This window comes from Mesorhizobium sp. DxT, from assembly GCF_058448885.1.
This window is the reverse complement of sequence record NZ_JBZFLJ010000001.1, coordinates 222677-246750: the sequence shown is the minus strand read 5'-3', so window position 1 is coordinate 246750 and position 24074 is coordinate 222677. Positions and strand designations below refer to the sequence as shown.

Here is a 24074-nt window from a genome sequence, read left to right as displayed (position 1 = left end):
AACGTCTTGAAGGCGAGACAGCCGCAAAAAAGGAGAGAAGCCGATGTCCGACGAGAACCAGCAAGCCATGCCGAACCCCACCGGAGGGCTCAACGCCTACCTTCAGGTGGATGGGGCCATCAAGGCCGCCGAATTCTATGGCCGCGCCTTCGATGCAACCGAGGTTTATGCGGTGCCCGCAGACGAGCAGGGCCGCACGATGCATATCCACCTTCACGTCAACGGTTCGTCGCTGATGCTAGGCGATGCATATTCGGAGCATGGCCATCCGCACGAGCCAGCGCAGGGTTACGTCCTGCAGCTCCATCTGAGCCAGGATGAGATCGACTCCTGGTGGCAGCGCGCCGTCGATGCCGGCTGCGAGGTGACCGTTCCGCTTCAGGTCATGTTCTGGGGCGATCGCTGGGGTCAGCTCCGCGATCCGTTCGGCGTGGTCTGGGCGATGAACGCGCCAGCCAGCTAGGCGAACGAAAGACAACGGTCCCGCGCCGGCGTCACGCCTCGGCGCGGGTTCCGCGTGTCTAGACGCTTGAATTTTGTTTGGGCACATCGTCCGGCCAGCACAGGTGCTGAGTACGCTTGAAATATCCGACGGTTCTGATGTAACTGCTTTCCTGTGGCCACACATGTTTCGGAAAGGAGGGCTGCGTGATGATCTTCAATCAACACCGTCAGCGCGGTCCCGTCCACGCCCTGCAGGCTTGCTTGCAGGGCTGACCAGGAACGGTCCCGGGTTTCTTTTCCCGCTTTCAGTTTCTCTTGGTCCGCCCTTCGTGGCGCATGGCTGATCCAGCCGCGCCGAAGTGCACAATCCCGGTATTCGCTCGTTGCATGAATTGCTCGGCGACCGGTCGGACCCGAGAACGACCCATGTCCCTGATCAACCTGAAATCCGTTGGCGTCAGCCTTAATGCGCCGCTTTTTTCCAATCTCGACCTCGTCATCGGCCGCGGTGACAGATTGGGCCTCGTTGCCGCCAACGGCCGTGGCAAGTCGACCCTGCTCAAATGCCTGACGGGACAAATGGAGCCGACGGCTGGAGAGATCACCCGTTCGCGCGGCGTTGCTGTCGGGTTTGTCGAACAGGCCGTGCCTGACAGTCTCATGGATGCCAGCTTCCACGAGGCCGTCGCCAACGCGTTGCCGCAAGAACAGCGTGCCAGCGAAAGCTGGCGTGTCGACGTGGTGCTGGATTCGCTCGATGTGCCGGAAGAGCTCCGCGACAGGATGGTTCGCAGACTCTCGGGCGGTTGGCAGCGCCTGGCGTTGATCGCTCGTGTTTGGGTTGCAGAGCCGGATGTTCTGCTGCTTGACGAGCCGACCAATCATCTCGACCTCGAAAAGATCGGTCTTCTCGAAACCTGGCTCAACGCGTTGCCGCGCGAGGTGCCGGTGGTGATTGCCAGCCACGACCGCGCTTTTCTCGATGCCGTCACCAACCGTACGCTATTTCTGCGTCCCGAAAACTCGCCCACCTTCGCGTTGCCCTATTCGGGCGCCCGCGCTGCGCTGGACGAGATCGACGCGGCGGCTGAACGCAAATTCGAGCGCGACGTAAAGGCGGCGGCGCAGTTGCGGCGGCAAGCGGCGAAACTCAACAATATCGGCATAAACTCCGGCAGCGACCTGCTAACCGTGAAGACCAAGCAGCTTAAGGCACGTGCCGAGCGGCTGGAGCGCGCCGCGCAGCCGGCTCACAGGGAGCGCTCCGCCGGTACGATCCGGCTTGCCAATCGCGGCACCCATGCCAAGGTACTGGTCAGCTTCGACGACGTGCCGGTGGTAACGCCGGACGGCACGCTGCTGTTTCGCACGGGCAAGCGCAGCATCAATCAGGGCGACCGTATCGTGCTGCTGGGCCGCAATGGTGTCGGGAAGACGCGGCTGGTCGACATGATGCGGCGTGCCATTGGCGAACCCGCCTCGGTCGCAGGCGTCAAGGTCAAGCCTTCGGTGGTGCCGGGCTATGCCGATCAGGAGCTGTCCGATGTCGATCCTAAAACAACGCCTTTTGCGCTGCTCTCCTGGCGCTTCGATATCGGAGACCAACGGGCGCATTCGCTGCTTGCGGGCGCGGGGCTTCCGATAGAGCTACAGGCACGCAAGATAGAAGTGCTTTCCGGGGGACAGAAGGCGCGGCTGATGATGTTGATGCTCAGACTGGCCTATCCCAACTTCTACCTGCTGGACGAACCGACGAACCACCTCGACATCGAAGGGCAGGAAGCGCTGGAATCAGAGCTGCTTGCACATGAGGCAACGTCGCTGCTGGTTTCACATGATCGGTCGTTCATTCGCGCCGTGGCCAACCGTTTCTGGTTGATCGACCAAAGGAAGCTCGTGGAGGTGGATGATCCGGAGGGGTTCTTTGCGCTGGCTTCCGGCGGCTCATGATGCTGGCAAGCAATACGTCGAGCGACGGCGGAGCCGGACAATATCCGTCCGGTTAGAGCCGTCTGCGTGTTCCAGCTTTCCATTCCCGCGCCGGCGTCACGCTTCGGCGCGGGCCTCTCAGGCCCGGTGCTCTGACAGGCCGGCGCTCACCATATTGAGCGGCAGGCGGGTGCCACGGCTGTAGGCTGCCATTACCCGGTCGGCGACGGCCTTGCGTCGCGACTTCTCGCGTTCGGTTACGCCCAGTTCGAGGCATACCGCCTCAATGATGGGTTGCATGCTTTCGAGTTCATGCGGTTCGAAGCCCAGGTGGGCCTCGCTTCCATCCATCCACCTTGTCGTCGCCGCAGACATCGGCCTCGCTCCTCTCGCGCACGCGGTTCATGCCGCGCAGTCTGCCCTGGCACCGCCTCCTATAAGTTTATGCGCATTTCGGACCTTATCAAGGCGTGAATCGGGCGATCTGATGCTGAAATCGGCTCGAAAGATTGGAATTCGGCACCCGAAACACTGTCCCGGTCCTGCCGGGAAGGTGAAACGGTCGTCGCCGCCGCAATCCTGGACCAGACGAAATCTCTTTGCCGGCTTTGCTTGCAGGCGTCCCGCTGTGCTATGCGCCGTGGCAGATTTCACACCTCAACACCCGAATTTCTCCCAATGGCCGTTTCCACCGCCTCGCCTGAGATGATGGCAGTACAACCGGACCGTGTGACGTGAGCGCGGCGGTATTTTTTGCCGTTCTGCTGGCAGCGGCGATGCATGCAACGTGGAACGCGCTGCTCAAGGTGCGGCTCGACCGCTTCGCCGCGATCTCGCTGATGGGGTTCGGCATGGGTGTCGTTTCCCTGCCGTTCCTGCCCTTCGTCGCGATGCCCACCGGCATCACCTGGTTCTGGCTCGGGCTCTCGTCCGCCTTGCACATCGGCTACAACTATTTTCTGGCCCGCGCCTACGAGACCGGCGAACTGGGGCAGGCCTATCCGCTGGCGCGCGGCACTGCTCCGCTGTTCACCACGCTGGGCGGTCTGGTTCTCATCGGCGAAGTGCCGGGCAAGATCGCGGTGCTGGGCATATTGCTTCTTTGCGCAGGCACCTTCCTTATGTCGATGCGCGGCGGCGGCATGACTGCGCTCGGCAGGCGGCCGGTCATCTACGCGCTGGCGACATCAGTCTTCATCGCCGGCTACACCCTTGCGGACGGTTCCGGTGCGCGCTCGGCCGCGACGGCGGCGAGCTACATCGTCTGGCTGTTCGTGATCGAAGGCATCACGGCGATCGCGGCGTGCATTCTGGTGCGCGGCACGCGGGTCATCCGCGTCATGGTGCCCGAATGGAAGGTCTGCCTCGTCAGCGGGCTGCTCAGCGCCTCGGGCTATGGCATCGTCATATGGGCCATGACAAAGGCGCCGATCGCCACCGTGGCCGCGCTGCGCGAATCGTCGATCCTGTTCGCCATGGTTCTGTCGGTGGTGATGCTGGGCGAATCGATGACGCGATGGCGCGCGGCCGCCGCGCTGCTGATCGTCGGGGGGGGCGTTGCGCTAAGGCTCGGATAAAGCGGGTGAAAAACTCGTTTGCGGCGGATACATTGTCGTCACGATGCGTTGCTAGAAGCTGGTTTTCATGACGAAGGGGATTGCCTGATATGAAGATTGCTGTTCTTGGCGGTGACGGGTTCATCGGCTGGCCAACCTGCCTGCATCTTTCCGATGCCGGGCATGACGTCCACATCATCGACAACCTGTCGCGCCGCTGGATCGACACGGAGCTGGGCGTACAGTCGCTGACGCCGATGGATTCGATCCAGGAACGCACGCGCATCTGGTATCAGGAGACCGGTCGGCGGGTTCATTTCCACCTCATCGACCTTGCCAGCGATTACGAGATCTTCAAGGGCTGGCTCCGCAAGGAGCGGCCAGACGCGATCGTGCATTTCGCCGAGCAGCGCGCCGCGCCCTATTCGATGAAGAGCGACCGGCACAAGAACTACACCGTCAACAACAACGTCAACGCGACCCACAACGTGCTCAACGCGATGGTCGAGACCGGCGTCGAAGCGCATCTGGTGCATCTCGGCACGATGGGCGTCTATGGCTATTCGACGGTTGGTGCTGCGATCCCCGAGGGCTACCTTCCGGTCGGCATCGACACGATGTCAGGGGAGACGGCCAAGCAGGAAATCCTCTATCCCGCCAATCCCGGCTCGATCTACCACATGACCAAGTGCCTGGATCAGCTTCTATTCCAGTTCTACGCCAAGAACGACGGCCTGCGGATCACCGATCTGCATCAGGGCATCGTGTGGGGCACGCACACCGCGCAGACGCGCCGGCACGCGCAGCTCATCAACCGCTTCGATTATGACGGCGACTATGGCACCGTGCTCAACCGCTTCCTGATCCAGGCTGCCATCGGTTATCCGCTGACCGTGCACGGCACGGGCGGCCAGACCCGGGCCTTCATCCACATCCAGGATTCGGTGCGCTGCATCGAGCTTGCGCTGAAAAGCCCGCCGGCCAAGGGCGACCGGGTGAAGATCTTCAACCAGATGACCGAGACGCACCGCGTGCGCGATCTTGCCGAGCTGGTTGCGAAAATCACCGGCGCGCGGATCGCGTGGCTGCCAAATCCGCGCAAGGAAGCGGCCGAGAACGATCTCGTGGTGCGCAACGAGCAGTTCCTCGAGCTCGGTCTCAATCCGACCACGCTGGCCGAGGGCCTGCTTGAGGAGGTGATCGAGGTGGCGAAGAAATACGCCTACCGCGTCGATCGCAGCCGCATCCCAGCCGTCTCGGCGTGGACCAAGGACATCGAGCCGGTCATCGAACGCGACCCGGAAGGCAAGCGGCTGAAGAGCGTGGGGTAATTCGTTCTTGCGGACGTTCCCATGACGTCTCACGCCTACGTCACACTCGTCACCAACGCCGACTATGTGCTCGGCGCGACGGCGCTGGTGCGGTCTCTGCGTGCCTCGGCAACCACGGCCGAGATCGTCGTCATGCACACCGGCGGCGTCGAGCATGCTGCGCTCGCGCCGCTGGAAGCGCTGGGCGTGCGGCTTCACCTTGCCGAACTGCTGCCGACCACCGACGCGTTCAACGCTCGCCATCAGCGCGAGCGCATCCATGCGGAGAATCCCTTCACAAAGGGGCGCAAGCCGGCCTTCCATACGCCGCTCGACAATTTCGCAAAGCTGCGGCTGTGGGAGTTGGAAGACTATGACAGCGTCGTCTTCATCGACGCCGACGCAGTCGTGGTGCGCAACATCGACCGGCTATTCCTCTATCCCGAGTTCAGCGCGGCCCCGAATGTCTATGAGGGGCTGGCGGATTTCCACCGTCTCAATTCCGGCGTCTTTGTCGCCAAGCCTTCGCGCGTGACCTTCGAGAAGATGCTATCTCGCCTTGATGCGCCCGACGCGTACTGGCCCCGCACGGACCAGACGTTCCTGCAGTCGTTCTTTCCGAACTGGCACGGCCTGCCCGTGTTCTACAACATGCTGCAGTATGTCTGGTTCAACCTGCCGGAACTGTGGGACTGGAAGTCGGTACACGTCGTGCATTACCAGTATGAGAAGCCTTGGGAACGGCAACACCCCAAGGCAGACCTGCTGCGCCCCCTGATAGACCTCTGGCTGAGCTATCTCGAAGGTTCCCCGCCGGACATCGACCGGCTGCCCAATCCCGAGCGTAAGGAGTAGCGATGCCGACAACGCTGGTTTCCGGCGGTGCGGGCTATGTGGGGCGTTTTATTGTCAATGTGTTGCTGGAGCGCGGCCACGACGTGGTCGTGATGGGGCGGCGCGCGCCGCCGCCGGGCCTGTTCGTGGCGCCGGTGAAATTCGTGGAAGGTTCGCTCGATCCAGACCGCGACCAATCGGCGGCTTTCGCCGGCGTCGACAGCTTCGTGCACGCCGCCTTCGATCATCTCCCGGGCCGTTACCGTGGCGGCGAGGGCGACGACCCGGCGGGCTTCCGCCTGCGCAACGTCGACGGCTCGATGGCGCTTTTCGAGCAGGCGCGTGCCGCGGGTGTGCGGCGCGCCGTGTTCCTGTCCTCACGCGCGGTCTACGGCACCCAGCCGCCCGGCACGTTGCTCAACGAGGCGATACGCCCGCATCCCGACACGCTCTATGGCGAGGTCAAGCTTGCCGTCGAGCGACGGCTGCACGCGATGGCGGGCGAGGGCTTCGTCCCGTGTTCGCTGCGTGTGACCGGCGTCTATGGGCTGGCCGGACGCGATAGCCCCGAGGACAAATGGACCCCGCTGCTGCGTGACTGGCTCGCCGGCAAGCCGCTCGAGCCACGGGCAGGTAGCGAGGTCCACGGCGAGGATGTCGGCCTGGCTGTTGCGACCGTGCTCGACGCGTCGCCTGACGCCGTATCCGGGCAGGTCTTCAACGTTTCCGACCTGATGGTCGACCGTTGCGATCTGCTGGTGATGGTGCAGCAGGCGACAGGCTGTCCCAATCCGCTGCCGCCCGCGTCCGATACCTCGCGATTCAATGTCATGACGACGGAGAAGGTCACGAGCCTCGGCTGGAAGCCGGGCGGCGCCAGACGCCTGCGCGAAACGGTTCGCGATCTCGTTGATCGCTTGCAGGCCGGTGCAGCAGTGCGCTGAGAAACTGATTCAACGACTTGCGGAATTGAATCGCGTTTCGGCGTTAAGGGATTGAAATCAATGCGCTACGGAAACAGCGGTTCCTGCGCCATCTGAAGGTGCAGGTGCTCGCCGTCGTAGGGATGCGCCTCGCAGACGGCTTCGTCGAGTTCGACGCCGAGGCCGGGTTCCGTGGACGGGATGACATGCCCGTCCTGCCATTCGATCTTCTTTTTCAGCAGTTTTGCGTGGAAGCCGTCCCACTGCTTCAGCGATTCGAGGATCAGGAAGTTCGGCAGCGTCACCGCGAGCTGGATGTTGGCCGCGCCGACCAGCGGCCCGCAATAACAGTGCGGGGCGACCTGGATGTGGAACGCTTCCGCCATCGCGGCGATCTTCTTGGTCTCGAGGATGCCGCCAGAGCGGCCGAGATCGGGCTGGATGATCGATGCCGCACGATTCTCGATGACACGGGCGAACTCCCACTTCGTCGTCAGCCGCTCGCCGGTCGCAACGGGAATCGAGGTCCCGCGCGCCACCTGCGCCATCACCTCAGGCATGTCCGGCGGTACCGGCTCCTCGAACCATAGCGGATCGTAGGGCTCGATTGCGCGCGCCATGCGCAGCGCGCCGGAAGCGGTGAACTGGCCGTGCGTACCGAACAGAATGTCCGCGTTCATGCCGACGGCCTCGCGGATCGCTGCGACCATTCGGGCCGAGGTGTCGATGTCGACGAGGCGCGGCTGGTGCCCGTCAAAGGCGGTGTAAGGGCCGGCGGGGTCCAGCTTCACGGCGTTGAAGCCCTGACGCACATATTCGGCAGCGCATTCTGCGGCGAGGTCGGGGTCGTTGTAGACGTTCCTGCCGCGTGCATCCTCGGAGTGCACGCTGCCTTCGTGCGGATAAAGATAGGTGTAGGAGCGCAGCGTCTCATGCACGCGGCCGCCGAGCAGCGCATAGACCGGCTTGCCCGCTTCCTTGCCGATGATGTCCCAGCACGCCATTTCGAGCGCCGAGACGCAGCCCATCATCGAGACGTCGGGGCGCTGCGTGAAGCCGGACGAATAGGCCCTGCGGAAGAAGGTCTCGATGTCGTGCGGGTCGCGGCCGACGAGGTATCGCGCCGCGCAGTCCTCGATCATGGCGGCGGTCACGCGCGGGCCGAAGGTGGCATTGTAGGCCTCGCCATAGCCGGTCACGCCGCCATCGGTCGTCAGCCGAACGAAGATGAAATATTTGCCACCGATGCCCGGGGGCGGGTTCCCCACGACCCAGGTTTTGACGTCGGTGATTTTCATGAAGGACTCCAGCTAAAATACGATCACGTTTCGCAACGCCTTGCCGGCGTTGACCACCGCGATCGCGTCGTTGATTTCGTCCAGAGGGTAGCGAGCGCTGACCAATTCGTCGAGTTTCAGCCTGCCGGCGCGGTAGTGCTCGACCAGCATTGGGATGTCGCGCGAGACGTCGGTCTCGCCCATCTTGGAGCCGAGTATCCGCTGGTTCCATGCGGCCATGGTGCCGGGGTCGTAGGCGGCCATCACGCCCGATGGCGGCATGCCGACGATCACCACGGCGCCGTTCCTGGTCAGATAGGAGAAAGCGCCGTCGAAGGCGGCTTTCGCGCCCACCGTCACGAAAACATAGTCGACGCCCCTGCCGCCTGTCAGCGCCATGATCTCGGCGGCCGCATCGGTGGTGACGGGGTTAAATGCGTGCGTCGCTCCGAAAGCGCGTGCCGCCGTCAGCTTGTCTTCGGAAAGATCGAGCGCGATCACCATGGATGCGCCGGCCAGCGCCGCACCCTGAACACTGTTGAGGCCGACGCCGCCGCAGCCGACCACGGCGACCACCTGTCCCGGCCGTACTTTCGCGGTGTTGACCACCGCGCCAAAGCCGGTGATGACACCACAAGCGAGCAGCGAAGCCGGCTCGAACGCCATGTCGTCGGGCAGCTTGGCAAGCTGGCTTTCATGCACGACCACCTTCTCGGCAAAGGCTCCGGTGCGCATGGATTGCACATAGGAAGTGCCATCCGCGCCGGTCAGCGGGCTTTTGGCGTCGAGCGGAAACACCTCCTCGCACATCACCAGGCTGCCCTGGCCGCAATAATGGCAGCCGCCGCATGAGCGTATCAGCGTGACCACGACACGGTCGCCGAGAGCGACGCCGTCGACCCCTTCGCCGACCGCCGAAACGATGCCGGCGGCCTCGTGTCCGTAGACGGCGGGCAGGCCGCCGCCCCATGCGCCTTCGGCGTAGAAGATGTCGGAATGGCAGATGGCGCAGGCCTTCACGTCGACCATCACCTCGCCGGGGCCGGGATCGGAGATGTCGATCTCCTCGATCGAAAGCGGCTCTCCGAAACGATGGCAAATAGCGGCCTTGATACGTGTCACGGTCTACTCCGGGTTCGCTGCGGGCCGCAGCCTAGGACAGCTCCCCTTGCGGGCGCGAGAAAAAGGCGACGCCGCGCGCCGCAATTGCGCCATCGCCGCGCATTGACCGCGGCGCGAGGTGACGCTAGGCGAGAAAGAACAGTGCCTGCAGGAGAGGAGCCGCAATGAACCGCAACGACGTCAATCCTGTGGGCGAACTGACCTTGCGGACGCTGGCCATGCCTGCCGACGCCAATGCTGCGGGCGACATCTTCGGCGGCTGGGTGATGGCGCAGATGGATCTTGCCTGTGGCATCCGGGCGGCTGAACGCGCCAAAGGCCGCGTCGTGACGGCTGCGGTCAAGGAGATGTCGTTCGCCAAGCCGATGAAGGTGGGCGATACGCTCTGCATCTATATCGACATCACCAGGGTCGGCCGCACCTCCTTGACGCTGCGCGTCGAGGCCTGGGCGCAACGCTACCTCAGCGATCTTATGGAGCGTGTGACCCACGCCGATTTCGTGATGGTGGCGCTCGACAGCCAGGGTAAGCCGACGCCGATTCCCGACGAAAAGTAGCGACATCGACAATGTCTGCCCCGCTCACGCGCGCCGCCTATCTCGACCTGCTGGCGTTGGCGCGGCGGCATGCGTGCAGGGGTGTCGAGGCGGACGATCTTCTGCAGGATACGCTGGCGGTGGCGCTATCGTCCGGGCGCGCGCCTTCTATCGAAAACCGCGCATGGCTTGGCGGTGTGATGCGCAATCTTGCGCGGATGAGCGCGCGCAGCGCAGTGCGCAGGAGCAATCGCGAAAGTCAGGCAGTTTTGGCAGCGCCGGTGGCGGACGAGCCGCCGCTAGGCCCGATACCCGCTGAATTCGACTGGCTGGCGCCATCTCTGCGGATCGTCGCGGTGCTCGCGCTATCGGGACACAACAAGGCCGAGATACGCTCTCTCCTGCGCATCTCCGACGAGGCGCTGCGCCAGCGTATTGCAGCACTCCGGCGCGCGTTGGCCCGGTTCGGCCGGGAAGTGCCGCCCGGCCTGCCGGCGCTGCACGGTGCGCTTGCGTTCGGCTCCATACGCCGCGGCCTGTTGCCCGTCGTGCGCGCCGGCTATGTCGATTTCGCCAGCCACGATCCAGACGGTCATCCGATCGCCTTCAGAATTTCTCGCCCGGAGACCTCACAAAACCACCACCGGCGGCAACTGACGGGCGCATGACAGATCAAGGAGCAAATCCATGCTTTCCAAATCCCGCATCGGCAATATCTGCTATTACGTCAGTGATATCGACCGCACGGAGGCGTTCTACCGCGATGTGGTGGGTCTCGACGTGCAGCGCATGGATGACGATGGCGACGGCAATGCGTGGCTGATCGCCAGCATCGCCAACAATATCGACCTGCTCTTCTTCAGAATGGAGTCCCGGCCGGGCAACTCCCCGATTGTCGTCTTCGATCTGGCTGAGGGCGGCATTGACGATGTCGTCGAGGGGCTCGCGCAGAAGGGCGCGACGATCGTCACGCCCGTAAGCCACGCGCCGGGCGGCTGGTCGAGCGAGTTCGCGGACCCCGACGGTCACCAGATATCGGTCTACCAGACCGAGGACGCACCGCGTTCGCGTAAATAGCGCAACGTTTCGATCCTAGACCTGATCCGCATCGAAACGGGTGCGCGCGTTATTGATCTTACCGATATTCGCGCGCGCCCACAGCGCCAGCCCCTTGACCGGCACGCGCAGGTCGCGGCCAAGATCGGTCAGCTCGTAATCGACGCGCGGCGGGATCGTCGGATAGACGGTTCGCGTCACCAGCCCGTCGCGTTCGAGGCCGCGCAGGGTCGACGTCAGCATCTTCTGCGAGATGTTGCCGATCAGCCGGCGTAGCTCGTTGAAGCGCATGGGGCCGTCGCTGAGCAGTTCCACCACGAGCACCGTCCACTTGTCGCCGACACGGGACAGCACGTCACTGACAGCCTGACAGGCGGTATGGTCACGGTGACTGAGTGTCAACAAAGTGCCTCCTTGTGCGCTGCAAAACCAGTCTCCTATATAGCCCCAGTATCCAAAGGATACCATGCTTTCCGTGAAAGGACACAAAAATGGCAAAGCCAAGGATTGGGGTAATCATCGGTTCAACGCGTCCGGGCCGCTTCGGCGACAAGCCGGCCGAATGGATCGCCGAGCGCGCAAAGGCCACCGGCGAGTTCGAGGTCGAGATCGTCGACCTGCGCGACTATCCGCTTCCGTTCTTCGACGAGCAGGCGTCGCCCGCATACGCCCCCTCGAACGCAGATGGCGCCAAGGCGTGGCAGGACAAGATCGCCAGCCTCGACGGTTACATCGTCACCGCTGCCGAATACAACCGCGGCCCGACAGCCGTTCTGAAGAACGCGCTCGACTACGCCTATAATGAGTGGAACAACAAGCCGGTGGCCTTTGTGGGCTATGGCGGCGTCGGCGGTGCCCGCGCGATCGAGCAGCTTCGGCTTCATGCGGTCGAGCTTCAGATGAACCCGATCCGCAACGGCGTCCACATCGTCTGGGCCGACTATGCGCAGATCGCCTCGGGCGACAAGAAACTCTCCGATTTCGCACACCTGAACGACGCGGCCGACGGCATGCTGAAGCAGTTCGGTTGGTGGACGAGGGCGCTCAAGACCGCCCGCGATGCCGACAAGGCCGCCGCCAAGGCTGCCTGACGATTATCTCTCCGGAACGGCGCGAACCCGGTTCGCGCCGTTCCAAGACCTCATGGCATACGTCCGCGATGGGTTTTGATCGCGCGCGTCGCCAGCACCTTGTCGATGCGACGGCCGTCGAGGTCCACGACCTCGAAACGCCAGCCGAGCGCGTGCACGGACTCGCCGGTTGCCGGCAGGTGATGCATGTGCGACAGCACGAAGCCGGCAAGCGTCTGGTAGTCACGCTTTGCTGGCAGCGTAACGCCCAGCAGGTCGGCCATCTCGTCAATTGGCATATAGCCGGCAAGCAGCCATGAGCCGTCGTCGCGCTGCACGGCGACAGCTTCTTCCTCATCATCAAGATCCGACTTGAAGACCCCGGTGATCGTCTCGAGGATGTCGGCGGGTGTGACCACGCCTTCAAAATCGCCATACTCGTCATGAACGAGCGCCATTGGCATATCGGCTTCTTTCAAAGTCGTCAGCACATCGAGCGCGTCGGCGTTGTCGTGAACGATCGGCGCAGGATGGATGAGCGTACGCAGGTCGAACGTTCGCTTTCCGACAAGTGCGGCCAGCGCCTCCCTCGTGCGCACCACACCGATCATCTGGTCGACACTGCCATCGGCCACCGGCAGCAGCGCATGCCGCGCTTCCAGCAGCTTGGTGCGCAGGTTGGCCTTGCTGTCCTTGGCGTCCAGCCAGTCGATCTCCGTTCGCGGCGTCATGATCGCGCGGACGCTGCGGTCGGCGAGCCGCATCACGCCTGCGATCATCTTGCGTTCGTCGCTTTCCACGACGCCGTGGCTCTCAGCTTCCGCGATGAGGCTTACGATCTCCTCGTCGGTCACCTTGGAGGCGCCTTCGTCCGACTGGCCGAGCAGGCTCAGCACCGTCTTGCCCGAGATGTCCAGCAGCCAGACCAGCGGAGCGCCGAGCACCGACAGGATGTGCATGGCAGGCGCGACACGCGAGGCCACGCCCTCCGGGTTGCGCAGGGCAATCTGCTTGGGCACGAGTTCGCCGATGATCAGCGATCCATAGGTGATGAGGGCAACGACCGTGCCCACGCCGAGCGTGCCGGCCAGGCTTGGGGACAGCCCGAGTTCGGTAAGCCAGGAAGACATCCTCAGGCCAAGCGTCGCGCCCGAGAAGGCGCCCGACAGCACGCCCACCAGCGTGATGCCGATCTGAACCGTGGAAAGGAACCTGCCCGGATCGGCGGCAAGTTTCGCGGCCTTTGCGGCTCCCGTGTTGCCGCGCTCGGCCATCGCGGCGAGACGCGCCGGCCGCGCCGAGACGACCGCCAGTTCCGACATGGCCAGCAGGCCGTTGACGCAGATGAGAACAACGACGATGGCGATTTCGACTGTAAGCATGATTTCCGCTTAGCACCGACAATGCCTTCGCGCGACCGGAAACTTGCTGTGCCTGCGCCCGACAGGCCTACTTGCAGGCGACGTAACCGTTGCGGCGGTTCTTGATGTCGAAGTGGAAATGGTCAGCGTGAGCTGCGTTGTAGCCCGGTCCGAGAACGGTGCTGAAATAGTCGCAGCCGCCTGTGCGGACATTGTTGAGCAGGCTGCGCTGGCGGAAACTGAACCAGCCCGGCTTGCGCACGTCGATGTCGCTGCCGTTCTTAAGTTCGATGCGCATAACGTCGAGCGCGTTGCCCTTGGAGTGTTCCGAGGCGACGCCACCCGAACCGGCGATGTTGCGGCAGGAATAGCTCGAACCCTGATGGATGGTCTTCACACCGCTCAGATAGCGCCAGCGCGCAGCGGGCGCGAGTTCTTTCTTGGTCCAGCTCGCAAAGGCCAGCGCCATGTCGCAGCTCAGCGTTGCGGCCGGCTTCATCTGGATATTGCCGGACAGGCGGCTCACCTGCACCGGGTGGTCGATGCGGCAGGACCCTCCCTGGTTGATCGGCGCCAGATCCTGATACGTGGCGCCCATCCTGCGCAACTGGCGGCGGCACTCAACTTCGCTCGCGGGCATTGCCGCGCCGGGCGAGGCGCGAGGCGTCGACAGGCGAGGGTAGGCAGCCGTCATCGCGCTCAGTGGCGCGAGCCTTGCAAGTCCGCGCGGCCGCGAGATGGAGGAGGTCTGCGCGCCGACATCGAATGTCGGCGTCAGCACGCTGCTGACCGAGCATGAGGTGAAAGCGAGCGCACCCGCACCGATCGCCGCCGCCCTAACAAGCGTGCGCGCGCGTTTGCGGATCGATCCAAAGAGTGTCGCTGCCCCGTTACGCAATACTTCGGGCATCCCGTCTTCCCTGTCCCGTACGCTTGTAGTCTAGGCGGGAAGGGTAAAGGAAACCTGTGCGGGCGGATTCACCGCTGTGGCGGCAATGGGGCAGCTATTCGCACCACGTTCCACCGTTCCGCCTTCGGGCGAGGTCGAAATGGAAGTGGTTGGCGTGGTCCGCGTCACTGCCGGGGCCGAGCACGGTCTTGAAAGGACCGCATGCTGCCTTCTGGATGGCCTTGACCAGCCTGGAACGGCGCGGGGCCGCCGATCCATGCGCCTGGACCTCGATGCGCGTTCCATCTTCAAGCACCAGCGCACCCCAGTCGAGCGCGTTGGCGAAAGCGTGTTCGGATAGCTTTTTGGAGCCGTTGCGTGGCCGGCACACATAGGCCGATACCTGTTCGATGGCGGCGAGATCCGATCCGAATGCGCCTCGCGTCAGCGGGCCGGCATGGTCGTGCACGAACCTGGCAGATGCTTCCGCCATCGCACAGGTCAGCACGGCCGGCGGGCGCAACTCGACCGTTTCCGAAAGGCGCGAGACGGTCACGGGATATGAAGCCGAGCAGCCCATCTCGTCCTTGAGAGGCTCATGTTCCTCGAATGTGACGTCCAGCTCCGTCAGCCGTTCGCGGCATTGCACTTCGGCAGATGGCATCCTGGCAGGCGGCTTGACGGCGGGACCCGACTGCTTCGGTTCGGCTGGTTCCTGTTTCGGCTGAGGCGCTTCCATCGTCGCCGGCAATTCGCCAACTTCGGCCGAATACGACGGCGCGAGCAATGTCAGGCTCGCCAGCAGAAACAGGATCGGTCGGGACTTCCGCGCCAAGTTCATCTTTTTGAAGTGGGCGGCAGGGGAGGCCACGGCAACCGTTGTCGGCTTCACTTACCGTAACGGTTCGTTGCAGGCATCAGGCTCCGATCGCTTCCAGGCCCTCTTCGAGCCAATCGCCCAGCATCGGCATGCCAAGCAGATATTTCGTCGCGCGCCGTCCGGCACCGCGCTGGCGGGCTTCCGCGACGGCGGCCTCCCATTCGGAGGCGTCGAAATCGCCGCGGCCGATCCAGGCGATCGCGATCAGTTCGGCGGCCTCGTCGACATTCAAGTCGTTCATGAGGGCGCGCAACTCGCGCTCGGTCAGGTCTTCCGCCTCCTCCTCGGCCAACCCGTCATGGTGGTGCGAATCGTGCGAGCTGTCGTCCAGCTCGACCTCATGTTCGCCGCCTGCCTCGTAGTCGTGGTTGAGCGCGGCACTGATGGCCTTCGCCTTCAGCACGAAGAGCCGCACCGTATCGGGGCCGATGGTCAGCTCCCATTCCTTCTGGATCCGTTTCTGCAACGTCTCGCTCCTTGAAGAACGGTTCATCATAGCGGATTTCTGGTGATTTTCATGTCGGAGTTGTGCAATGGCTGATCTTCGCTTTCCTCTCGCGCAAAACGGTCCCGCATGTCGTTCCTGCTGTCGCCCAAGGTGTTGCCGGTGCTGCTGCTTGTCGCGTCCAACGTCTTCATGACGCTGGCGTGGTACGGCCATCTCAAATTCAAGACCGCGCCGCTTTACGTCGCGGTTTTCGCGAGCTGGATGATCGCGTTCGTGGAGTACTGGCTTGCGGTGCCTGCGAACCGGATCGGTCATTCGGTCTATTCGGCGGCCGAGCTCAAGACCATGCAGGAAGTCATCACTTTGGTGGTCTTCGCGGTGTTTTCGGTGCTTTACCTCAAGGAGGCGATCACCTGGAATCACCTAGCCGGCTTCGCCCTGATCGCGGGCGGCGCAGCCCTGATATTCAAGGGGTGAGGGGCGGGCGGCGAAGTGACGCTGGTCTGGACCAGTCAAAATTCTTCGTGAAAAACGCGGCAGAACCGTTATATTTGGTCGAACAAGCAATAAACGGTTCGTTGGCCGCGGCTGCCGGACCGTTTTCTTTTTGTGTCTCGCGCCATGGATGCGCGGACGGGAAAAAGACAAAGGAAAGGGTCGACTGACATGAACAAGGTCCCGATGACGGTCGGTGGGTTCGAGACGCTGAAGGAGGAGCTGCGCTGGCGCCAGCAGGAAGAGCGTCCGCGGATCATCGAGGCGATATCGGAAGCGCGTTCTCATGGTGACCTTTCGGAGAACGCGGAATATCACGCCGCCAAGGAGTCGCAGAGCCTCAACGAAGGCCGCGTCAACGAACTCGAGGACCTGATCGCGCGCGCCGACGTGATCGACGTGTCGAAGCTGTCCGGCGACAAGGTCAAATTCGGCGCGACCGTCGTGCTGGTTGACGAGGACACTGAGGAAGAAAAGACCTACCAGATCGTCGGCGACCAGGAAGCCGACGTGAAGGCCGGCCGCATCTCCATTTCCTCGCCGATCGCGCGGGCGCTGATCGGCAAGGGCGTCGGCGACGAGGTCGAGGTCAATGCGCCGGGCGGCGCGCGCGGTTACGAGATCGTCGAGCTGCGCTGGGCGTGAGCCAGGCGGAGCAGGCCGGGACGCCGGCGCGCGTCGCCATGTCTCGCGTCCTTGCGATAGCGCCGAACTTCAAGCGCCGACTTTCAGGCGTCACGAGCACCATCATCCAGCTCGTGCCGCTACAGGCCGTATCCTTCGGCATTGCCACGCTCGGCCCGGGTCTGCCCGACCATTTGCCGAAGATGCGATGGTGGCAGGTGCCGGCGCTGCTCAAGCGCCCGGTGGGTGGGCGCTTCCGGGTCTGGCATGCGCGCCGCAATGTCGAGATGCTCGGCGGCGTGCTCCTCAGGGACGTGTTCCGCGCGCCGCTGAAGCTTGTCTTCACGTCCGCCTCACAGCGCGCGCATACCGGCTGGACGCGTTTCCTCATTCGCCGGATGGACGAGGTTGTCGCCACCAGCCGCAAGACGGCTGCCTATCTCGAAGTGCCGCATAGCGTCATCATGCACGGCATCGATACCGGCCGGTTCCACCCGACCGAGGACAAGGCCGAGGCCGTTCGCGCGCTCGGGCTCGACCCCGCGTTTCACTATATTGGCTGCTTCGGGCGCGTGCGGCGGCAGAAAGGCACAGACCTGTTCGTCGATGCGATGGTTGCGCTGCTGCCGAAACATCCCGAATGGGCAGCCGTGGTCGCCGGACGTGCGACGGCGCAGCACAAGGCCTTCGAGGACGAGTTACGTGCACGCGTTGCCGCCGCCGGCCTGTCGGACCGCATTCTGTTCGTCGGCGAGCATCGCGACATCGAACGCTGGTATCGAGCGCTGTCGTTGTTCGTCGCGCCGCAGCGCTGGGAGGGATTCGGGCTGACGCCGCTCGAGGCGATGGCAAGCGGGGTGCCGGTCGTGGCCGCGGATGTCGGCGCGTTTTCCGAGCTTGTCGAGGAAGGCGAGACCGGTTCGGTGATCGCTCCGGACGACCTCGCGGCAATGACGGCAGCGGTAGAAGATTATCTGCGCGATCCGGAGCGGGCGGCACTTCACGGGGAAAACGGCCGCCGGCATGTCGCTGCGCGGTTCCGTCTCGAAGGCGAGGCGGAGCGGTTGATCGAGATTTACAGGCGGCTTGGCGGAACGCCTCAGCCGAGCATGTAGAATGAATTGTAGCGCGAGCGCCCCACCGGTCGGTAGCCGCGGTTCTTGAAAGCCGCCCTGCAGGCCGGGTAGTCGTCACTTCCGTTCGGACGTTCGATGACGATCCGCGCGGGAAGAAGTTCGTCGTCACAAGTCTCGAGAAACGGGGCCAGGACACGGTCCTCGTGCCCTTCGACGTCGATCTTGAGGCCGTCAATCCGACTTATTCCAGCTTCCGCGAGTATGGAAGGCAAGGTGCGGATCACGATGCCGCCGTCGCTGTCGTCGGCGAGCGCGGCGCTGGCAATGTTGTTCTTGCGCAGACTGAGAGACCCCATGCCTTCATGGTCGCTCACGGCGCATGGGAAAATCGCGATGTTGTCGATGCCGGACGCCCTGGCGTTCCAGGCGAGCCGCCGTGCCATCAGCCGGTTCGCGTCGATCGCCACCACCTTTCCGGCTGGGCCTGCCCGCTTCGCAAGGGGAAGCGTGTAGAGGCCGATATTGGCCCCGATATCCAGAAAGGTGCCGCCGGAACGAACGCCTTCGATCAGGAAATCCAGATCGGCCGCATTGTAATTCGGATTAAGCAGAAGCCCCGATTGAATCGAGTTGTCCAGGCCGCGAAGGCGATACGCGCAATCTCGGAACTGAACGTCCAGAGGTCCACCTGCGCTCCCCATAACGGCACGGGTGACCGCACCGCGGAAGAGGCCACGGTGTAGAAAGCTGGCGCGGGCAATCGCTATCAGCGCCTTCTGCCGGCCATCGGGCGCAAAGTGCCCGAATGGCAGGTGCTCGTCTTGATCGACGCCTTCATGCTCTTCGCTGGAAAGCGGTCTGGTTGTCGCGGTCATTGTCGAAACCCTATTCGCCGATGCCCACGAGCCCTTCGTCCTTCACCTGGCGGATAGTCAGAGCCGTACGCACGGTGTCGACGTTGGGGGCTGAGGTCAGTTCCTCAATGACGAAGGTCTGGAACGCGGTGAGGTCGCTCGCCACGCAATGCAGCATGAAATCCGACTCGCCCGAAACCATCCACGCGCGCCGCACGATCGGCCAGTTGAGCGTGCGGGCGGCAAAAGCCTTCAATTCCGCTTCCGACTGGTGGTGAAGCCCTATCAGGCAGAAGGCGACGACATCGAGCCCCAGTTCACGCGCGTTGAGCAATGCCCGGTATCCACGGATGATCCCCGCATCCTCGAGGCGCTTGACCCGCCGCAGGCAGGGCGGGGCGGATATGCCGACGCGGCGCGACAATTCGACATTGGTCATCCGGCCGTCATCCTGAAGCTCCTTGAGGATCTTCCAGTCGATGGCGTCGAGGTCGGCCTTAATGGGCATCTGGTGGTTCCGGGTGGGCGAGGAGAGAGAATCTGTCGCGTTTCGGTCGCGAAACTAGCGGATAATGTCCAAGCATCCAAAGCTTTTTGGCCGCTTTGCGCCGGTAGGTGCGACGGGAGAACGACTTTCCCCAGCCTTTGCCGGGCGGAACAATTCGTCGCCTTGCAACGGCCGGGCCACAACACCTAGATTAGCGGCAACAATTCCACAGCGATTTTGCGACGCGCTCCGGCGCGCAGCAGCAGCGGCAGAAGGCAACGTCATGACAGCGAAACACGCGCCTGTCCTCATCATCGGTTCGGGTCCGGCCGGCTATACGGCGGCGATCTACGCCGCGCGCGCAATGCTGGAGCCGGTGCTGATCTCCGGCATGCAGCAGGGCGGGCAGCTCACCATCACCACCGACGTCGAGAACTATCCCGGCTTCGCCGACCCTATTCAGGGGCCTTGGCTGATGGAGCAGATGCTGAAACAGGCCGAGCATGTCGGCGCCGAGATCGTCACCGACCTCGTGACCAGCGTCGATCTCGACGTGCGGCCGTTCCGCATCTCGACGGACTCCGGCGCGGAGTACACATGCGATGCGCTGATCGTCGCCACGGGTGCGCAGGCCAAATGGCTTGGGCTGCCCAGCGAGCAGACTTTCATGGGCTTTGGCGTTTCGGCTTGCGCCACCTGCGACGGTTTCTTCTACCGTGGCAAGGACGTTGTGGTAGTCGGCGGCGGCAACACCGCGGTCGAGGAAGCGCTTTACCTTGCAAACCTCGCCAAGAGCGTGACGGTGGTTCACCGCCGTGACGAATTCCGGGCCGAGCGCATCCTGCAGGATCGCCTTTTCAAGAAGGACAACATCAAGGTTCTCTGGGATCATCAGGTCGACGAGATCGTCGGCGATGTGCGCAAGGCGCCGCTGCCGCCTTCTGTCACCGGCTTGAAGCTCAAGAACACCAAGACAGGCGAAGTGACTGAAATGTCGACGGATGGGCTGTTCGTCGCGATCGGCCATGCTCCGGCCGTGGAGCTGTTCGCAGGCAAGCTCAAGCAGAAGCCGAACGGCTATCTTTGGACGGCGCCGGATTCGACCGTGACCGATGTGCCGGGCGTTTTTGCGGCTGGCGATGTCACCGACGACATCTATCGCCAGGCGGTCACGGCGGCCGGTCTGGGCTGCATGGCCGCGCTCGAAGCCGAGCGTTACATCGCTGAAATGGAAGCGCACCGGGAAGCGGCGGAATAGCCGTCCCGCAATCTGGTTGAGGGGACCGGAAAATGGCTCTGGACTGGGACAAGCTGCGCGTTTTCCACGCAGCCGCGGAGGCTGGGTCGTTCACCCATGCCGCCGAGAGCCTGCGCCTGTCGCAATCGGCGATCTCGCGGCAGGTGAGCGCGCTTGAGCAGGATGTCGGGGTGGCATTGTTCCATCGGCATGCGCGCGGCCTGGTGCTGACCGAGCAGGGCGAAATGCTCTACCAGGCGGCACACGAAGTGTTGATGAAGCTCGAAAGCGTGAAGATGCGCCTGACGGAGGCCAAGGACCGGCCGTCCGGGCCGCTGCGCGTCACGACGACGGTCGGCCTCGGCTCCGGTTGGCTGACCGAGCGCGTGCAGGAATTCCTCGATTTGTATCCGGAAATCCAGCTCCAGCTCATCCTCGCCAATGAGGAACTGGACCTGACGCTGCGCCAGGCCGATTGCGCCATCCGCCTTCGACAGCCGCAGCAGCCGGATCTGATCCAGCGTCGCCTGTTTACCGTGCATTTCCATCTCTACGCGGCGCCCTCCTACGTCAACAAGCATGGCAAGCCGCGTTCCATAGACGAGATGGACCAGCACCGCATCGTCAGCTTTGGGGAGCCTGTGCCGTCGCATCTCGCCGACATGAACTGGCTGGAGACGGCGGGGCGCCCGGAGGGGTCGAAGCGCGTGGCCTCGCTGCAGATCAACAACATCATGTCGATAAAGGCGGCCGTGCAGCGCGGTGCTGGCATCGCGATGCTGCCCGACTACATGGTCGAGAAGGACTCTGGGCTGGTCCAGATCATGCCTGAGACCGAGGTGCCGTCGTTCGACACCTATTTCTGCTACCCGGACGCGATGAAGAACCAGGTCAAGCTGCACGTCTTCCGCGACTTCCTGATCGCCAAGGCGCGGAGCTGGTCATATTGACGCCAGTCGCTGCCCGGCAGGGTGGCAGGTTGCCCGGCAAACAAGCCATGCGCGACCTGCATAGGTGCAATGCAAAATACCTTGCTTGCATTTTGGGCAGATAACGCCCATATCCTAATCATCTCCCGGGCGCGTTCCTCCTCCCATTAGCGCCCGCGAGTGTTCCCCTCTGGAGGTTTTGCCTAACGGCACTTCCAATAACTCAGCCGGATCTTCCCAGATCCGGCTTTTTTCTTGTCTGCATGCCTGATTGTTGCTCGTCCGCAGCCGCGAATGCCGGGAAAGCGGGCACGTAACGGTGACTTGTAACCCTCCGTAACCTGCGCGAGCGCGTGCAGATCGGTTAGGAATTGAAGTCAGGACGCGGTGGCGCTGAGGCGTAGCGGGAGATGGGGGCATCTGTCGCAACGAAGAGGCGTTCAGGCAAACGCCGTGTCCCACTCACAACCGTCCCGGCTTGTTCCGGTAATATGCGGCGGGCCTGCCGAAATCGGACGACACGATGGCGGTCTGCAAGGAAACGGCGCCTGGCTATCATCCAGACGCCGTTTCTTGTTTGCGGGTGGTTCTACGCGGCCTTGCCGTTCGCGTTCATCACTTCGTCGGCAAGCCTCCCGGTCAGCTCCGCCATGTGATCGAAAGTCGCCACATACGTGGCGACGCCCGCGGTCGCGGATCGCAGCTCGACGATCAGGTTTCCAATCTCGGCCTGTGGCATCATCGCCTCGACCACGTCCCATCCGGGCCAGCCCGGACGACCGTCGAAGCCGAGAATCTGGCCCCGCCTTTGCGGGACGATCGCGGTGACCTTCGCGGTCGCTTCCGATGGCGTGTAGATTTCCACTTTCAGCACCGGTTCGAGCAGAACCGGTGAGCAGGCGGCCATGCCGTCCTTCATGCCGAGGCGCGCGGCTTGCTGGAAAGCCATGTCGGAGGAGTCGACCGAATGGTAGGAGCCGTCGGCGAGGTTGACGGCCACGTCGACGACCGGAAAGCCTAGCGGTCCGGTCTTGAGATAGTCCCTTATGCCATGCTCGACCGACGGTATGTACTGCTTCGGTACGACGCCGCCGGTGATCGTATCGGTAAACTCGAAGCCCGCGCCGCGTGGCAGCGGCTTGATGTCGAGGACCACGTCGCCGAACTGGCCGTGGCCGCCCGACTGTTTCTTGTGCCGGCCGCGTTGAGTGACAGATTTGCGGATCGTCTCCCGATAGGGGACCTGCGGCGTGTGGGATTCTACCGGGATCTGGTACTTGCCCTCCAGCCGCTCGACGGTGACCCTCAAATGCATCTCGCCATGGCCGGAGATGATCGTCTCACCGGTATCCTGGTTCTGCTCCATCGACAGCGAGGGGTCTTCCTGCAGCAGTTTCTGCAGGCCGGTCGACAGCTTGACGTCGTCCTTGCGCTCCTTCGGCCTGAGCGCGGTGGTGAAGACTGGCGAGGGCACATCGAGTTCCACCAGCGCCGCAACGCCTTTCGCCGTGCTGATCGTCTCGCCCGTTGCAATGTCGTCAAGCTTGCCGAGGGCCACGGTCTCGCCTTCTTCCGCTGCCGGCACCTTTGATTGATCCTTGCCAAGCATTCGATAGATGCCGGAAACCTTGCCCGTGGTGCCGGAGGAAGAGAACACCTCCGTCGCATCGGAGATGGTCCCGGACAGCACCCGCGCGAGCGACAGCTTACCGCCATGCGGCGTGTGGATCGTCTTCATGATCTGAAGCGCGGATTGGCCGGACGGCACGCCAAGGCGCGCGCGCGTTGCTTCTGAGTCCGGGGAATCGTGGCGGATCGCCTTCAGCAGGCGCAGAACGCCGTTGCCCTTTTCGGCTGCGCCGATCAGCACCGGGGTCACGGCACCTTCGCGCAGGTCGGCAGCGAGGTCGTCGAAGATACTGTCGCGCGGCGGCTCGATCTCCTCAAGAAGCTGTTCCATGAGGAGGTCGTCGTGGTCGGCCAGCGTCTCCAGCATGGAGAAGCGCGCCTCGATCTCGCGTGCCTTGTCGTCGTCGGGGATGTCCGCGATCGAGCTTTCGGCATATTCGCGGTAGATGTAGGCCCGTTCCAGTGCGAGGTCGATCGAGCCTATGACGATGCCGTTCTTGCGGAGCGGGATCTGCCGCAGCAGAAGCGGGATCGAGCTTGCCGGCTGCAGGAGCTTCAACGTATCGCGCACGCCGACAGTTGCCTTGTCGATCTTGTTGAGAAACAGCATGCGCGGCACGCCCATCGCGTCGAGCTGACGCATGATGAGTTGCAGCGCCGGAAACTTCTTCTCGTCCGGTTCGGCGACCACCACCGCAAGATCGCAGGCAGCCAGCACCGGCTGGGCCTCGAAAGCGAATTCGACGGAACCCGGGCAGTCGACGAAGGTGATGCTCTCACCCAGGAATTCGGTGGTGGCGAAGGTCGCCTCGACGCTCATCTGGTGGGCACGGGCTTCCGGCGTGTGGTCGCCGACGGTGTTGCCCGACGACACCGCGTTCTGTCGCGGGATTGCGCCGGTTCGCGCCAGAATCGCATCGAAAAGCGTTGTCTTGCCGCTCGCGAAGGGACCGACGATGGCTATGCATTTCGGTCCCTTGCGTCGTTCTCCGGCTCTTGCACCCATGATGACCTGACCTCCTCTCACGCGTTGCCTCATGAGCGGCGGCCGGCCTTCGGCCGTCGCATGACCACGACGGCTCTGCGGCCGTGCGGGGCCATATGGTCA

The 24074-nt window shown here is 63.3% G+C and carries 26 protein-coding genes; 15 read left to right on the top strand and 11 right to left on the bottom strand.

The genetic code is table 11. The features are described from left to right. Window positions 1-43 precede the first annotated feature (43 nt). Window positions 44-463: a VOC family protein gene (locus ACVJNE_RS01130; RefSeq protein ID WP_499562236.1), complete on the top strand. Its 420-nt coding sequence runs from the start codon at window positions 44-46 to the stop codon at window positions 461-463. A 407-nt stretch (window positions 464-870) separates the two neighbouring features. Next, window positions 871-2394, top strand: coding sequence for an ABC-F family ATP-binding cassette domain-containing protein (locus ACVJNE_RS01125; RefSeq protein ID WP_499562234.1), 1524 nt, complete (start codon window positions 871-873; stop codon window positions 2392-2394). Window positions 2395-2511: 117 nt separating this feature from the next. On the opposite strand, the gene ACVJNE_RS01120 is transcribed toward ACVJNE_RS01125, so the two are convergent. Beyond that, on the bottom strand, window positions 2512-2748 hold the full coding sequence (locus tag ACVJNE_RS01120) for a hypothetical protein (protein ID WP_499562232.1): 237 nt from the start codon (window positions 2746-2748) through the stop codon (window positions 2512-2514). Window positions 2749-3107: 359 nt separating this feature from the next. Between ACVJNE_RS01120 and ACVJNE_RS01115 the strand changes: the two genes are divergently transcribed. The 4 genes from ACVJNE_RS01115 (at window position 3108) to ACVJNE_RS01100 (ending at window position 7017) form a co-directional block, all read left to right on the top strand. Continuing rightward, entirely contained in the window at window positions 3108-3950 is an 843-nt protein-coding gene (locus ACVJNE_RS01115; RefSeq protein WP_499562230.1) for an EamA family transporter, read from the top strand. 89 nt (window positions 3951-4039) lie between these two features. Continuing rightward, window positions 4040-5260, top strand: a complete 1221-nt coding sequence (locus ACVJNE_RS01110; protein WP_499562228.1) for an NAD-dependent epimerase/dehydratase family protein — start codon at window positions 4040-4042, stop codon at window positions 5258-5260. Window positions 5261-5281: 21 nt separating this feature from the next. Beyond that, window positions 5282-6094 carry a glycosyltransferase gene (locus tag ACVJNE_RS01105; RefSeq protein WP_499562226.1) on the top strand — a complete coding sequence of 271 codons (813 nt, stop codon included), beginning with the start codon at window positions 5282-5284 and terminating at the stop codon, window positions 6092-6094. Between the two features lie 2 nt (window positions 6095-6096). After that, window positions 6097-7017, top strand: a complete 921-nt coding sequence (locus tag ACVJNE_RS01100; RefSeq protein ID WP_499562224.1) for an NAD-dependent epimerase/dehydratase family protein — start codon at window positions 6097-6099, stop codon at window positions 7015-7017. A gap of 65 nt (window positions 7018-7082) precedes the next feature. Here the strand turns inward: ACVJNE_RS01100 and ACVJNE_RS01095 are convergent, their stop codons facing one another. Together ACVJNE_RS01095 and ACVJNE_RS01090 are read right to left on the bottom strand one after the other, a co-directional pair. Further along, window positions 7083-8294 carry a mandelate racemase/muconate lactonizing enzyme family protein gene (locus ACVJNE_RS01095; RefSeq protein ID WP_499562222.1) on the bottom strand — a complete coding sequence of 404 codons (1212 nt, stop codon included), beginning with the start codon at window positions 8292-8294 and terminating at the stop codon, window positions 7083-7085. Between the two features lie 12 nt (window positions 8295-8306). Continuing rightward, window positions 8307-9395, bottom strand: a complete 1089-nt coding sequence (locus tag ACVJNE_RS01090; protein ID WP_499562220.1) for a Zn-dependent alcohol dehydrogenase — start codon at window positions 9393-9395, stop codon at window positions 8307-8309. A gap of 164 nt (window positions 9396-9559) precedes the next feature. Between ACVJNE_RS01090 and ACVJNE_RS01085 the strand changes: the two genes are divergently transcribed. Genes ACVJNE_RS01085 through ACVJNE_RS01075 form a run of 3 tightly spaced genes read left to right on the top strand, consistent with a single transcriptional unit; the run spans window position 9560 to window position 11008 of the window. After that, a complete protein-coding gene (locus ACVJNE_RS01085) occupies window positions 9560-9952 on the top strand; it encodes an acyl-CoA thioesterase (protein ID WP_499562218.1) in 393 nt (130 codons plus the stop codon). A gap of 11 nt (window positions 9953-9963) precedes the next feature. Next, on the top strand, window positions 9964-10599 hold the full coding sequence (locus ACVJNE_RS01080) for an RNA polymerase sigma factor (protein WP_499562217.1): 636 nt from the start codon (window positions 9964-9966) through the stop codon (window positions 10597-10599). 19 nt (window positions 10600-10618) lie between these two features. Next, window positions 10619-11008, top strand: a complete 390-nt coding sequence (locus ACVJNE_RS01075) for a VOC family protein (RefSeq protein ID WP_173192629.1) — start codon at window positions 10619-10621, stop codon at window positions 11006-11008. Between the two features lie 15 nt (window positions 11009-11023). Here ACVJNE_RS01075 and ACVJNE_RS01070 read toward each other — a convergent pair whose 3' ends face one another. Then, window positions 11024-11389, bottom strand: a complete 366-nt coding sequence (locus ACVJNE_RS01070; protein WP_368804157.1) for a winged helix-turn-helix transcriptional regulator — start codon at window positions 11387-11389, stop codon at window positions 11024-11026. Between the two features lie 89 nt (window positions 11390-11478). Here ACVJNE_RS01070 and ACVJNE_RS01065 point away from each other — a divergent pair, with 89 nt between their 5' ends. After that, window positions 11479-12078 (top strand): NADPH-dependent FMN reductase, encoded by a 600-nt coding sequence (locus ACVJNE_RS01065; RefSeq protein WP_173192625.1) that lies wholly within the window; start codon window positions 11479-11481, stop codon window positions 12076-12078. A 50-nt stretch (window positions 12079-12128) separates the two neighbouring features. Here the strand turns inward: ACVJNE_RS01065 and ACVJNE_RS01060 are convergent, their stop codons facing one another. The 4 genes from ACVJNE_RS01060 to ACVJNE_RS01045 form a co-directional block, all read right to left on the bottom strand. Continuing rightward, entirely contained in the window at window positions 12129-13439 is a 1311-nt protein-coding gene (locus ACVJNE_RS01060; protein WP_499562214.1) for a hemolysin family protein, read from the bottom strand. Between the two features lie 67 nt (window positions 13440-13506). Next, window positions 13507-14328: an extensin-like domain-containing protein gene (locus ACVJNE_RS01055; protein WP_499562212.1), complete on the bottom strand. Its 822-nt coding sequence runs from the start codon at window positions 14326-14328 to the stop codon at window positions 13507-13509. Between the two features lie 94 nt (window positions 14329-14422). Next, complete coding sequence (locus ACVJNE_RS01050; protein WP_499562210.1) at window positions 14423-15142, bottom strand: extensin-like domain-containing protein; 720 nt, start codon at window positions 15140-15142, stop codon at window positions 14423-14425. Window positions 15143-15224: 82 nt separating this feature from the next. Further along, the gene (locus ACVJNE_RS01045) at window positions 15225-15653 is read right to left on the bottom strand and encodes a DUF3775 domain-containing protein (protein WP_499562208.1); all 429 of its coding nucleotides are present in this window, start codon (window positions 15651-15653) and stop codon (window positions 15225-15227) included. Between the two features lie 108 nt (window positions 15654-15761). On the opposite strand from ACVJNE_RS01045, the gene ACVJNE_RS01040 reads away from it, so the two are divergent. The 3 genes from ACVJNE_RS01040 to ACVJNE_RS01030 all read left to right on the top strand — a co-directional run bounded on the left by ACVJNE_RS01040 (window position 15762) and on the right by ACVJNE_RS01030 (window position 17869). After that, window positions 15762-16112 carry a DMT family protein gene (locus tag ACVJNE_RS01040; RefSeq protein ID WP_499562206.1) on the top strand — a complete coding sequence of 117 codons (351 nt, stop codon included), beginning with the start codon at window positions 15762-15764 and terminating at the stop codon, window positions 16110-16112. Between the two features lie 189 nt (window positions 16113-16301). After that, window positions 16302-16775, top strand: coding sequence for a transcription elongation factor GreA (gene greA / locus ACVJNE_RS01035; RefSeq protein ID WP_173192615.1), 474 nt, complete (start codon window positions 16302-16304; stop codon window positions 16773-16775). Window positions 16776-16813: 38 nt separating this feature from the next. Further along, window positions 16814-17869 (top strand): glycosyltransferase family 4 protein, encoded by a 1056-nt coding sequence (locus tag ACVJNE_RS01030; protein ID WP_499562204.1) that lies wholly within the window; start codon window positions 16814-16816, stop codon window positions 17867-17869. Here ACVJNE_RS01030 and ACVJNE_RS01025 read toward each other — a convergent pair. Beyond that, window positions 17854-18705 (bottom strand): FkbM family methyltransferase, encoded by an 852-nt coding sequence (locus ACVJNE_RS01025; protein WP_499562202.1) that lies wholly within the window; start codon window positions 18703-18705, stop codon window positions 17854-17856. The two genes, ACVJNE_RS01030 and ACVJNE_RS01025, sit on opposite strands and share 16 nt — an antisense overlap. A 10-nt stretch (window positions 18706-18715) precedes the next feature. Further along, window positions 18716-19192, bottom strand: a complete 477-nt coding sequence (locus ACVJNE_RS01020) for an Lrp/AsnC family transcriptional regulator (protein WP_173192609.1) — start codon at window positions 19190-19192, stop codon at window positions 18716-18718. A gap of 262 nt (window positions 19193-19454) precedes the next feature. Here ACVJNE_RS01020 and trxB point away from each other — a divergent pair, with 262 nt between their 5' ends. Next, complete coding sequence (trxB, locus tag ACVJNE_RS01015) at window positions 19455-20429, top strand: thioredoxin-disulfide reductase (RefSeq protein WP_499562200.1); 975 nt, start codon at window positions 19455-19457, stop codon at window positions 20427-20429. Between the two features lie 32 nt (window positions 20430-20461). Continuing rightward, entirely contained in the window at window positions 20462-21358 is an 897-nt protein-coding gene (locus ACVJNE_RS01010) for a LysR family transcriptional regulator (protein ID WP_421926179.1), read from the top strand. 568 nt (window positions 21359-21926) lie between these two features. On the opposite strand, the gene ACVJNE_RS01005 is transcribed toward ACVJNE_RS01010, so the two are convergent. Continuing rightward, window positions 21927-23972: an elongation factor G gene (locus tag ACVJNE_RS01005; protein ID WP_499562198.1), complete on the bottom strand. Its 2046-nt coding sequence runs from the start codon at window positions 23970-23972 to the stop codon at window positions 21927-21929. Window positions 23973-24074: the final 102 nt, after the last annotated feature.